The organism is Marinobacter antarcticus, from assembly GCF_011049865.1.
Classification (GTDB): Bacteria; Pseudomonadota; Gammaproteobacteria; order Pseudomonadales; family Oleiphilaceae; genus Marinobacter; species Marinobacter antarcticus_A.
Map to the genome: position 1 here is coordinate 1 of NZ_DRGY01000107.1, position 11791 is coordinate 11791.

Genomic DNA, 11791 nt, shown 5'->3' on the forward strand with positions numbered 1-11791 from the left:
AGGTGCGGCGCTTCCTGTTCGTGATGCTGCTCGGCGCTTTGTTTGTAGGCGTACTGACGTGGCTGGCGTTCCTGGCCCTTGGCGTGGAGCAGGCGCTGTTATGGGGTGTTGTTGCCGGTATAGCCAGCGGGATCCCCTATCTCGGTCCCTTTCTTGTACTCATAGGAACCGGTGTGGCCGCCTTTATCCAGTTCGGGGAAGCGGACATGGCGCTTATTGTGGCCGGCACCTCGATGGTCATCACCAGCATTCAGGGGTACCTGTTGACACCCTGGCTGACCAGTCAGGTTTCAAGTCTCAACACCGTGGTGATCTTTATCGGGCTGCTTTTCTGGGGCTGGCTCTGGGGGCCCATCGGGCTGATCATCGCAACCCCCATATTAATGATCGTGAAATCCCTGTGTGATCATGTGGTAAACCTGCGTCCTTTAGGGGAGTTGCTGGGCAAATAGACGTCTCGCATCCGTATCACAATGATACGTTTGCTTTGGCGGCACGTATAACCACTTACAAAAACGTCGCCAACCAACATTGAGGTCTTTAATGACTCGCAAGCTCAATAGGCTCAAGGTAGCACTGCTTCCATTTGCGTTCACGATTATGACTGGCTGCAGCCAGGGCGATTCTGGCGCTGCAGCCAGTACCAAACCATCAGAACCGCTGGTATCACCCGACGTTAGCGGTGTACTGGAAGTGGCCACACGTAATGGTTCCACCACCTATTACCTTGACCGCCACGAAAATCCAACGGGGCCAGAGTACAGCCTGGTCACGCAATTTGCCGCCAGCAAGGGCTGGACGGTTAACTGGACGATGTACGATTCAACCGCCGACGTACTGAAGGCTCTGGATTCCGGCAACACCCACCTGGCAGCAGCCGGGTTGACTCACCTGCCCTCGCGTACCAAAAAGTTCACCCGTGGTCCTGCCCACACAGAAATTACCGAACAGCTGGTGTGCCATCGTGAGATGCGCCCGATGCCCCGATTACCGGAAAACATGTCCAGCGTTGGTATTTCGGTGACCGCCGACTCCAGCTACGTGGAAACGCTGAACAAACTTGCCAGCGAAAACGACGGCATCACGTTTACCGAAGAGGATGAAAAAACCACCGAAATACTGCTATCAGACGTTGCCAGCCAGAACATCGACTGCACGGTGGCTGACTCCAACATTGTGCAGGTAATGCGCCGACACTTCCCGAATCTTGAAGTGGCTATGAACCTGACCGAAGGCAACAACCTGGGATGGTATTTGCCGGCAGGTTCCGATGATCTTGCAGGAACCGCGCGCGAGTGGATGAACAGCACAGCAGGCGACGAAGCCATAGGTTACGTCGAGAGCCGTTATTACGCGTACATTGGCGAGTTCGATTTTGTAGACCTCAGGGCGCTCAATCGCCGGATTGAGGATCGCCTTCCTGACTTCATTGACCGCTTCTCCGAAGCTGAGGCTGCCACTGGCATGCCGGCTGACCTGCTGGCAGCGCTTGCGTATCAGGAATCCCACTGGGATCCTACCGCGGTATCACCCACCGGTGTTCGCGGCATTATGATGCTGACACGGAACACAGCAGAATCTCTTGGCGTGATGGATCGTCTGGATTCTACCGCCTCCATTGACGGTGGTGCCCGTTACCTGGCCGATCGCCACCGTCGGTTGCCAGACACCATTCCGGAACCGGACCGCACGTTTCTCGCACTGGCAAGCTATAATATTGGCCGCGGCCATCTTCTGGACGCCCGACAACTGGCGCGGGACTTGGGCAAGAATCCGGATTCGTGGGATGACATGAAAGAAGTATTGCCGCTGAAAGCTGACAAGCGCTACTACCCGAGTACGCGTTACGGCTACGCCCGGGGCTATGAGCCAGTGCACTATGTGCAGCGCATCCGGAACTATCGCGACGTTATCAGCGAGGCGTTCGAATAGCGTTCAATAGACGTTGCCCGCCCCTTTGGGGCGGGTTTTAAAGCGTTTGTGCAGCCACAGATACTGATCGGGCTGTTCACGAATGGTGTTCTCAATATATCGATTCCAGACCTCGGTATCTTTTTGTTTATCGGCTCCGAATTCGACCTGTACCGGGGAGAACACCACGCGATAGCCGCCATGGGGCATTCGCAAATGGCTGACACACATTACCGAGGCGCCGGATACCTTGGCAATGTAGCTCGGTGACGTAATGCATCCAGTGTCCACGCCGAAAAATGGTACGAAAAGCTCGGTTTTCCCACCAAAATCCTGATCGCACGCGAACCAGATTTCTCCGCCTTTTTTCAGAAACGACACCATCGGCCGCAGTTCTCGCTTGGCGAACGGGCGAATACCAAAATGACGACGACGACCATTCTCGATCATACGGTCAATAACCGGATTTTTGTTGGCCCGGTATACGTATCCCGGGTTTTTCAAATGGCAGGCAACCAGCGGTAAAGCGAAGTCAAAAATACTGTAGTGGCCGCCAATTAACAGCACGCCTTTTCCTTTGCTTCGGGCGTCTATGAGATGCTCCAACCCCTGCACCTCCGCTGCATCACAGTAAAGCGACATATCTCGCCACCAAGCGTGTGTACTCTCCAGAAACCCACGACTGCAGGCGATAAAACTGTCCTGCACCAGCTGTTTTCGGGCTTCGTTGCTCATCTCGGGGAAGCAGGTGGCAAGATTGCAATCAGCGACACGCGCCCGGGATTTAAGCCTGGCTTCCAATAAACGGCCCAGACGTTTTCCCAGTTGCTGCTTGGCGGCCATCGGCAAAAACGACAACAGGTATAACGTGAAAACCAACACCCAGGACGGCCATAGACGCATGTGCCACAGTCGTGGTTTGATTTTGTTGGCAGATACGGCCATACAACGTTGCCTGTTCTCGAACGGACAATCAGCCTGTCACATTCGGGATAAACATTGTAGTTGCATTTGTGAACAACCGGGCCAGCTTGCGTTAGCCGCGGGCTAACGAGACCGCATTTTGTACTGAGTTGAGCAATAGCCGAAATCAACGTCGTCTTCTGCCATTCCATACAACTGGAGTATGGCCTCAAATGGCGTGCGGTCTTTCCGCGTCGTTTCGCCTCATACAAAGCACAACGAGCTCGCAGCCAGTTTAACGGCATTCGGAACAATCCTCACATAATTCGGTGTGCCATTCTGTCACCTGTAGCTTTAGCTAACATGAAAGCTTTATGTCACAAGTAGCCTTCGCATGACCTGAATGTTCAATTCAAAATATGTTGGCCATTGCTCCAAAAACGAATTTTGTGAGAACCAACTAGTTCTTCCAGTTACACGGGATAAGGGCCATACTGAGGTTAACAAGCATCGAAAGGGCAGTTTTCATTGGTTTCGATGCAGATGCCAGAGGCAAACGTCATGAGCAAAGGGCAAGACAAAAAAAAGGACTCTAAAAAGAAACCACTTTTAACGGCAAAGGAAAAAAAAGCGGTAAAGAAATCAAAGAAAAGCGACACTAATGTACTAGGAAATTAATAAATAATAGCCGTTCGATTATTAACCCTTATTTGTTAATGTCTCTCCACCGCATAATGCCCTGCATGAGAAAATATTTTTATTGCGGGGCGCAACACCATCGCTCGAATACCGGGCAATCGACGCGATACCCCATTCTACCCTCGCCCTTGATAACCCTATCTACAATGTTCTGCAGTGTTTGTGCCATCAAAGTATGAATAAATCGCAACCCTCAACAGGTTGTTAAAAAACAGCGCCTGTGCGAATGTAATTACACACGCTATGAACGACTGCATAAATCAGAAAGATTAACGGTTCCGTTCACGTGCCCGCGGTGTTTTGTTTTATACACCGCCTCATCTAAGCGAGGAAGCTTTTATGAATAACGATATCGCCGAAGGTAACTGGAAGCAATTAAAAGGCAAGGTCCGCGAGAGCTGGGGCAAGCTAACCGATGATGATGTCGATCAAATAGCCGGTCGCCGAGACCACTTTATTGGCAAGGTCCAGGAAAAGTACGGCATGAAAAAGGATGAAGCGGAGAAAGAATGGGATAAGCTTTCCAACTCCTGATTTTTTGCCCGAATTAAGCTAATAAATAGCTAAGCGAATGCCTAGTGCTTAGCTAAGCAAATAAATAGTCTAGCTAATAAAAAGTCGGTGCTCTTTGTTTCAGAGAACCGGCTTTTTTTATGATTCACGTTAAAGCTTAGTGGGATATCTGGGCTTTGGTGCCTTGAGCATCAACCCGGGGTGTTCGCTTTTTTATAATAACCAAGGCGATTCCACCGAGTATGGCGCTGGAGGCCAATGTCAGGCGTAACGTTATGGGTTCGCCTAAAAACACAATGCCGCCTGCAGCGGCAATCACCGGAACGCTAAGCTGCACGATGGCGGCATTCGTGGCCTTGAGTGACGGCATTGCCATATACCAGATAACGTACCCCAGCCCGGACGTCAGTGCGCCCGAGGCAACCGCATAACCGACGCCCGCGCTATCCAAAGAAAGCCTGTCCAGCAGCAAAACGCTTAATCCGGCCGTGAAAACAACCGCACGGGCGAAGTTTCCAGCGCTTGTACGGAGCGGGTCGCCTGCACCTTTTCCGCGCAGAGAATAAATCCCCCAGCAAACGCCCGCTCCCATCATCAGCAGCGAACTGGACAGTGGTGGCGTGGTCGACCAACCCGGCAAAAACAGCATCAAAAGCCCGCCGAACGCGAGCACAAGGCCCGCCAGTTGCGTCTTCACCAGCCGCTCGCCCACCCACAACCCGTAAAAAATCATCGTGGCTTGCACAGCGCCAAACAGCAGCAATGCACCGGTGGCGGCAGACAGGTTCACATAGGCAAACGAAAAGCTCGCTGCGTACGTAAACAAAGCTGCCGCCGACCACCAGCTTCCCTTACCATCGCCTGACCTGCTTCTGAAGCCGGCCACCAGCAACAGCACAATCGCTCCCGAAATCAAGCGGATCGACGTGAAACTGGCCGCATCGATATCGGTATATTTCAAAGCCACACGGGCCAACACCGAATTGCTCGCAAACGCCAGCATGGAGAGCGTGGTGAGAAAAATGATACGCGTAGCAGACACGTTGGCGGGCTCCCTGGCAATTTCACGTTACAACGAGCGCTGAACGGCCCGACTAACCCTACACCTCAATTATTACAGTTCCCAGTGGCTATCAGGCACCCGTTGTATGTGGAGGTGGGCCAAAAGACGTATTGATGGCCGGATCAAAAACTGAAAGCTACCAACGATAAACAGCCAGACCGCGATTTTTTCCATAGACGGATACAGGAAAAACACGCTCCCCAGAAGAAACCAGATCGCTATGAAAAAATCGTTAATAATACTGACCACTTCATAACGCCGCCGAATAACCAACTGCTCATGACCGATGGTAATAGTAAGTGGGCTGTCGATACGCTGCTCGTCGTTCATCGCAAAACCTTTGATCTATAGGAAAGGAACAGGAGAAGAAACTGCCACACAGGCCTGGCTATGTCGGTTCAGTCGACAACAAACAGCGTGGCGCCTTGCTCAGTTGAGGAACGGTGGCGTTCGGCATTGTCTGCCACCTGATAGCTTGAACCAGGGCTGAGCACGAAGCGCCGGCCGTCTTCCAGTTCGGTGTGAAGCTCGCCCTCCAGACATAAAAGTATGTGCCCCTTGGCACACCAGTGATCCGCCAAATAGCCTGGACTGTATTCCACCATACGCACTCGAATATCGCCGAAGTGTCGAGTCTTCCAATAGGCGACGCCTCGATCTGCAGAGTGTTCGGTCTTCTCAACGTCGGACCAGTCGGTCACCCCGAAAGGTAAATCCGTAATGTTCAATAGCACTTCTCCTTAAATATATCACCTGCAAGAACCGTCTGGCTGTTTTGGCGCAGCTGAATGTGAGACCCTTTCCCACATTCGCGGCTCTTAGCTTAAGTGCCTCGTCCATCTTCAGGGAATCTCGACACCATGCAAACGCTGCCAGCCTATACATCCTTCTGTACATCTCTCTATACACCTCTGCGCTCGGTGCGGCAACTGACGGCGCTGCTGATGCTGGCGTTTCTGCTGAGCGGCTGCGGCATTAACAACATTCCCACTTACGACGAAAACGTTAAGGCCGCCTGGGCGCAGGTTGAAAATCAGTATCAACGCCGGGCGGATCTGGTGCCCAACCTTGTAGAAACAGTCAAAGGCTTTGCCAAGCAGGAAAAAGAGACCCTGACGGCCGTTATCGAGGCCCGCTCCAAGGCAACGTCCATTCAGGTTGATGAAAGTATTCTTAACAACCCCGCGAAGCTCCAGCAATTTCAAAAAGCGCAGGGCGAACTTAGCAGCGCGTTGAGTCGATTGATGGTTGTATCCGAACGTTACCCTGACTTGAAATCCAACCAGAACTTCCTGGCGTTGCAGTCGCAACTCGAAGGTACAGAAAACCGGATTGCCGTGGCCAGACGCGATTTTATCCAGTCAGTAGAGCGCTACAATACTGAAATTCGCACCTTCCCTGGCAAAATCTGGCACAGCATGCTTTACAGCGATATGGAACGACGTGAGAACTTCGAAGCCACCACGCAAAACGCTGACGAAGCACCCAAGGTGACGTTTTAAATGCGGTTTTTGCTGCGCTGTTTTTCGTGTTACTCCGTTGTCGCTCTCTTTGCGCTGATCCTGTTGCCGGCATCAGCGGCCGTCGCCCAATCCACTCCGACATTCCCCGAGCTGAGTGGCCGCGTGGTGGACGAGGCCGGGATGCTCAGCCCAGCCACCGAATCCCAGATCACGCAGATGCTCAAGGCCCACGAACAGGCAACCAAGGAACAGGTTGTTGTGGTCACACTGCCTGATCTGCAGGGCTACCCGATAGAAGATTTCGGCTACCAGTTGGGACGACATTGGGGCATTGGCCAGAAAGGCGAAGACAATGGAGCCCTGCTCATCGTTGCCAAGAAAGAACGAAAGATTCGAATTGAAGTGGGCTATGGCCTGGAGGGGCGCCTTACCGACGCCGCGTCTGCCACGATTATCAACCAGATCATGACTCCGGCGTTCAAGCAGGGTCAGTTTGAGCAGGGTATTGGCAACGGCGTCGCCGCCATGGTGAAAGTTCTGGGGGGTGAGCCATTGGCCATACCGAGCCGGAGCGTCGGCGCTAGCCGGGAAAAGCCGAAGGCTTCTCTGGTGTCGCTGTTTTTTATAATCATAATGGCCGTGATTTACTTCATTGGTGGTGGCCGGGGCCGTGGCGGTCGCGGGGGCGCAGCATTGTTAGGGGGCGCGTTGCTGGGCGCCAGCATGGGCGGCCGTGGCGGCGGCGGTTTCGGGGGTGGTGGCTTTGGCGGTGGGGGCGGCGGCTTCGGCGGCGGAGGTGCCTCCGGCGGCTGGTAACAACACAACATTCAACGCGAGAACAGCCTTTAATCCATTAAAAAGCGATACCCCATGACACTATTGAACGAGCAAGAACAGGAAAAGGTCGCGGCTGCTATCAGTGCGGTCGAACGGGAAACAGACGCTGAAATGGTGACCGTGCTGACCGCTCAGGCAGACAATTACGCCTACATTCCCCTACTCTGGGCCGGCCTCATTGCGCTTTTGATTCCCGGTATCATCAATTATTTTACGGGCTGGCTGGCCGCCGACATGTTATTGCTTGGCCAGTGGGCTGTGTTTATTGTGCTCAGTCTGGTATTCCGGATACCCGGCATCAACGTGCGGCTGATTCCTCGCTCCGTACGCTTTTGGCGCGCGTCCAATCTGGCCCGGCGCCAGTTTCTGGAGCAGAATCTGCACAACACGGCAGGCGCCACGGGCATGCTGATCTTCGTTTCTGAAGCCGAACGCTACGTCGAGATTCTGGTGGATCAGGGCATTTCCAGCCGAATAGACAATGACGCCTGGGAAGCCATCATTGCGGTTTTCACAGAGCAGGTTAAGCAGGGCGAAACGCTACAGGGTTTTATCACCTGCATCGAAGCCTGTGGCAAGCATCTGGCCGCGCAGGTGCCCGCCACCCGCCAAAAGAATGAGCTGCCCAATCATCTGGTGATTTTGTCTTGAAGGCCAAGTGACAAAGGCGAGGCCGCTGCAACCACCGCATCGATATCGTCTTGAAGAGACAGGGCGTGCTTCGAGCGGTCCAGAGCCATCCGCGAATGTTTTTTGGCAGCGGTGATCATCGCATCATCGCCGGTTTCGGCCAGCGCGCAAAAGGCTTTCTGTAGCCGAATAGACACTTCAACAAGACCCGCACCGTCACGGGCTATTGCCGTAAAGGCATCGTCGAACATGTCCTCGATCACCAATTCCGGAATCGATACACGGTCATAAGTGATCTTCTGTAATGCGTTTTCTTCACGCGGGGATTGCCACAACGTGAACAGGCGTACCAGTGCGCCAATGACGTTGATCGCGGTTCCCGGATCATTGATAGCCGGCGACAAAGCCTTATCGGCGATCTCAGACAGCGCAAGAAGCCCGAATCGAGGATCATCGTCAAACGTGCGATTCGGATTGATCGTGAAGGCGCTGGCAAAGGCGTCTGGCTTGAACGCCTGGCTCTCTTCATCGCTTCCTTCAAGAAGCTCGTCAAGGCCTTCATCAATACGAAGCAGCGGTCGGCCTGCGCACACAAATGTACCGGGCAATGCAGTCACGGTCGCGTGGCATTTGAGCGCTTCAGCGTGAGATTGTAACGTCTCCAGATCAATGTGCTGAACATAGCCTACTGTTGGCGAGTATACAGGCAACCCTTTGCCCTCAGCCTGACGCGGAGAGACGGTCAAAGCGCCCAGCGTTGGCGCGTGGCGACGACGATCCAGTGCGTCGCCGGCTGCTTTTTCGACTTGCTCAATAGTGTTCACCACCCGGCCAAGCCGAGCGATTCTGTCGACCCAGCGAACGAACGTGATGACAACAATGGCGAACACCAGAAGAGTTAGCGCGAAGATCGCAAATCGCCCGGCAGAATCAAACATCTGATTCTGGATGGCAATCAGGGAAACAATGCTGAAGATGAAAGCGCCTATAAACGCAGACAGCGCGTTCTGGGTAACGTCATCAGCAATGACCAGTGGTATGGAACGAGGTGTCGCACTGGCGCTGGCAGAGGCATAAGCTGCAACCATGGAGCCCACCGCGAACGTCGCAATAACCATCATGCTTGACGCCATAATGGACAGCAATGACTCGACAGACTCCAGGGAAACCTCGGGAAATACCCCGGAAAAGCCGAGATTGTCCGCCAACTTGGCGATGAATGCTCCACCAACAGAAAGCCCACTGAGCATCAGCGGCTTAACCCACAAACGCTCTTTGATGCGACTGAAGACGAAGCGCAGCCGATCCGCACTCAGCATCGTAGGCCGGGCCTTGAATCAATCAGGCTCTCGCGTTTTAGGAGCGCACAACGCCCGTTGATAATCATCCGTTATTTTTCGAACTAATCTGCTTCGAACCTTCAGGTGCGACCTGTCCGCTTGTGCCTTTGACAACGTATTGAATTGTTCCGCCGGACTTCAGGAAGGCCGCGGTTTGCTCCTCAATTGTGGTCGTTGTTACGGAATCCTTTGCGGGTTTCTTGCTCACTGTGTTCTCCCGGTTAACTACACTTTGTTTTAGCTGGTTGACGGAAAATTTCCGCCCAGCATGTTTTCAACAACGGCCGCATTGTAGAAGGCTTCCACCGTCTGGATTTTATCGCCTCGAACACGAAACCAGACTGCAAGCCGCACGTCCCCAATCAGTTCAAAATTCGTCCGATAGTCCAGAATCGCAAACACGTGTTCGCCGTCGGCGCTGAGTTGGCGAAGAATCAGGTCTTTCTGAATCGCTGCCATACCGAACGGGTAGGACATCATGTCGTCCGGGGTGAGGAAGCGCATATTCGGCCCCACATATTCAAACCCCTCAGTAACCAGCAAGGCCTTTGCCTCATCAAAACGCTGGGCGTGGATGTCAGCGATAAACTGCGCCACGATATCTTTCGGCTTCATGAATAGGCTCCACTTCTAATACGGGTATGGCTTGAATTACTGGATGCGCGTTAATGTTATAAACCATTGCGAACCCATCCCATCAGGCAAAATCATACTTACCGCCTTTCTCAAGCGCGCGCTGATAAGCAGCACGTTCCTGATAGTGTTTGACGTACTTTCGAATATTCGGGCGATCGGGCCCGACGATGCCCCGCGCTACCGAAGCTTCCAGCGGAAAACTCATCTGAAAATCGGCCGCGCTGATGTCGTCCCCCAGAAACCATGTGTTCTTGCCCAGATGCGCTTCGATAAAATCGAGATGGTTTTTAATCTGCGGACCAATAAACTGTTTGCCCGTCTTGTCCGCTATACCTTTGGCAATCGGCTTTGCAAAAAACGGCATGGGGCTGGTTTTCACCTTTTCGAATATCAGGCGCATCAGTAAAAACGGCATCAGCGAGCCTTCGGCGTAGTGCAGCCAATAATTGTAGTCAATCCACTGTTGAGTTCCAGGACTTGGCAAGGAGGCTTTATCGCCGTAGGTGTGGGCCAGATAGTCAATGATAACGCCGGACTCAGCAATCGTAAGATCGCCGTCTGTAATGACAGGGGATTTCCCAAGGGGATGCACCTTGCGCAGGCTGTCCGGTGCCAGCATGGTTTTCGAATCCCGTTCATAGCGCTTGATTTCATAAGGTTGCTCAAGCTCTTCCAGCATCCACAGAATTCGCTGTGATCGGGAATTATTCAGGTGATGAACGGTAATCATTGAGTTCTCCAATCTGTTTTTAGTTGCCCCGGAACGTTCACAACACCGTGCTCACTTTACCACCGGAGCCGCATTTTACCTTGAGGCTTTTGGCGCATTTTGGCGCAAGAGCACAGACCACCCCGCGTTTGTGCGCTTGTCAGGTGTATCCCACTCATGCATCAAGGTTATAATCTTGGGCCAAGCCAATATACCCGTCATTTTAAATTCAAAAACCCGGACACACGACGTTGAGCAAGGTCCATCGGAGTAAACATAGCCAACCCAAGCCTACCCAAAAAGGCCTGCACCCGAGAAACCTCCACAAACACGGCTATGATTTTCCGGCTCTCGTAAAAAGTTACCCGCCAATAGCGCCCTACGTTAAAAAAAACGCTCATGGCAACGTTTCTATAGAATTCGCCGACCCGTTGGCGGTAAAAGCCCTGAATGCCGCACTACTAAAGCAATACTACAACATTATCGATTGGGATATTCCAGAAGGCGCTCTTTGTCCGCCCATTCCCGGCAGAGTCGACTACCTCCATTACATAGCTGACTTGCTCGGGTTTGGCGAGTCGGCTGAAAATCTGACAGGTACCCCACCCCGCACCAACCTACTGGATATAGGAACGGGGGCGAATGGAATATATTCACTACTAGCCTGCCAAATATACGGCTGGCATTGTGTTGGCAGTGATATTAATGCGCAATCACTTGAGAACGCCGCCTCTATTATTGCTCACAACCCCAGGCTAAAACATTGCTTCACACTGCGCAGGCAAGTCGATAAAAACCGTATATTCGATGGCATCATTCAATCGGGCGAATTCTTTGATGTCAGCGTATGCAACCCACCTTTTCATTCTTCGCAAGATGAAGCGCGCAAAGGCAGCCAGCGTAAACTCAACAACCTTGCACGTAGTCGCGGTGAGCAAATACCTGCATCTTCCAGCCTGAACGCTTCCGCTCTGAATTTTGGCGGTCTGGAGGCCGAGCTTTGGTGTAAGGGAGGCGAACAGATGTTCCTTAAAAAAATGATAAAAGAGAGCCAGGTGTTTTCAACTCAATGCCGCTGGTTTACAAG

The 11791-nt window shown here is 52.7% G+C and carries 15 protein-coding genes; 7 read left to right on the forward strand and 8 right to left on the reverse strand.

Annotation, left to right across the window (positions count from 1 at the left end; genetic code table 11):
* Together ENI00_RS13585 and mltF are read left to right on the forward strand one after the other, a co-directional pair.
* Positions 1-452: AI-2E family transporter (locus ENI00_RS13585; RefSeq protein WP_304103411.1), on the forward strand; the 452-nt coding region annotated here is incomplete at its 5' end.
* A 91-nt stretch (positions 453-543) separates the two neighbouring features.
* Positions 544-1932: a membrane-bound lytic murein transglycosylase MltF gene (mltF, locus tag ENI00_RS13590; protein WP_304103414.1), complete on the forward strand. Its 1389-nt coding sequence runs from the start codon at positions 544-546 to the stop codon at positions 1930-1932.
* Positions 1933-1935: 3 nt separating this feature from the next.
* On the opposite strand, the gene ENI00_RS13595 is transcribed toward mltF, so the two are convergent.
* Positions 1936-2856, reverse strand: coding sequence for a lysophospholipid acyltransferase family protein (locus tag ENI00_RS13595; protein ID WP_304103417.1), 921 nt, complete (start codon positions 2854-2856; stop codon positions 1936-1938).
* Positions 2857-3852: 996 nt separating this feature from the next.
* Between ENI00_RS13595 and ENI00_RS13600 the strand changes: the two genes are divergently transcribed.
* Positions 3853-4047 carry a CsbD family protein gene (locus ENI00_RS13600; protein WP_304103420.1) on the forward strand — a complete coding sequence of 65 codons (195 nt, stop codon included), beginning with the start codon at positions 3853-3855 and terminating at the stop codon, positions 4045-4047.
* A gap of 136 nt (positions 4048-4183) precedes the next feature.
* Here the strand turns inward: ENI00_RS13600 and ENI00_RS13605 are convergent, their stop codons facing one another.
* The 3 genes from ENI00_RS13605 to ENI00_RS13615 all read right to left on the reverse strand — a co-directional run bounded on the left by ENI00_RS13605 (position 4184) and on the right by ENI00_RS13615 (position 5817).
* Positions 4184-5068: a DMT family transporter gene (locus ENI00_RS13605; protein WP_304103423.1), complete on the reverse strand. Its 885-nt coding sequence runs from the start codon at positions 5066-5068 to the stop codon at positions 4184-4186.
* A 72-nt stretch (positions 5069-5140) separates the two neighbouring features.
* Entirely contained in the window at positions 5141-5419 is a 279-nt protein-coding gene (locus ENI00_RS13610) for a YrhK family protein (RefSeq protein ID WP_304103426.1), read from the reverse strand.
* A gap of 68 nt (positions 5420-5487) precedes the next feature.
* A complete protein-coding gene (locus tag ENI00_RS13615) occupies positions 5488-5817 on the reverse strand; it encodes a DHCW motif cupin fold protein (RefSeq protein ID WP_304103428.1) in 330 nt (109 codons plus the stop codon).
* A 216-nt stretch (positions 5818-6033) separates the two neighbouring features.
* On the opposite strand from ENI00_RS13615, the gene ENI00_RS13620 reads away from it, so the two are divergent.
* The 3 genes from ENI00_RS13620 to ENI00_RS13630 are packed head-to-tail and all read left to right on the forward strand — an operon-like array spanning position 6034 to position 8040.
* A complete protein-coding gene (locus tag ENI00_RS13620; protein ID WP_304103451.1) occupies positions 6034-6591 on the forward strand; it encodes a LemA family protein in 558 nt (185 codons plus the stop codon).
* Positions 6592-7368: a TPM domain-containing protein gene (locus tag ENI00_RS13625; protein ID WP_304103431.1), complete on the forward strand. Its 777-nt coding sequence runs from the start codon at positions 6592-6594 to the stop codon at positions 7366-7368.
* 54 nt (positions 7369-7422) lie between these two features.
* On the forward strand, positions 7423-8040 hold the full coding sequence (locus ENI00_RS13630; protein ID WP_304103433.1) for a TPM domain-containing protein: 618 nt from the start codon (positions 7423-7425) through the stop codon (positions 8038-8040).
* Here the strand turns inward: ENI00_RS13630 and ENI00_RS13635 are convergent.
* From ENI00_RS13635 to ENI00_RS13650, 4 genes are all read right to left on the reverse strand, one after another.
* The gene (locus ENI00_RS13635) at positions 8019-9338 is read right to left on the reverse strand and encodes a DUF2254 domain-containing protein (RefSeq protein ID WP_304103436.1); all 1320 of its coding nucleotides are present in this window, start codon (positions 9336-9338) and stop codon (positions 8019-8021) included. The genes ENI00_RS13630 and ENI00_RS13635 overlap by 22 nt on opposite strands.
* A gap of 64 nt (positions 9339-9402) precedes the next feature.
* A complete protein-coding gene (locus ENI00_RS13640) occupies positions 9403-9567 on the reverse strand; it encodes a hypothetical protein (RefSeq protein ID WP_304103439.1) in 165 nt (54 codons plus the stop codon).
* Between the two features lie 29 nt (positions 9568-9596).
* Positions 9597-9974 carry a nuclear transport factor 2 family protein gene (locus ENI00_RS13645; protein ID WP_304103441.1) on the reverse strand — a complete coding sequence of 126 codons (378 nt, stop codon included), beginning with the start codon at positions 9972-9974 and terminating at the stop codon, positions 9597-9599.
* An 82-nt stretch (positions 9975-10056) separates the two neighbouring features.
* Positions 10057-10725, reverse strand: a complete 669-nt coding sequence (locus tag ENI00_RS13650) for a glutathione S-transferase (RefSeq protein ID WP_304103444.1) — start codon at positions 10723-10725, stop codon at positions 10057-10059.
* Positions 10726-10955: 230 nt separating this feature from the next.
* On the opposite strand from ENI00_RS13650, the gene rlmF reads away from it, so the two are divergent.
* Positions 10956-11791: 23S rRNA (adenine(1618)-N(6))-methyltransferase RlmF (gene rlmF, locus ENI00_RS13655; RefSeq protein ID WP_304103447.1), on the forward strand; the 836-nt coding region annotated here is incomplete at its 3' end.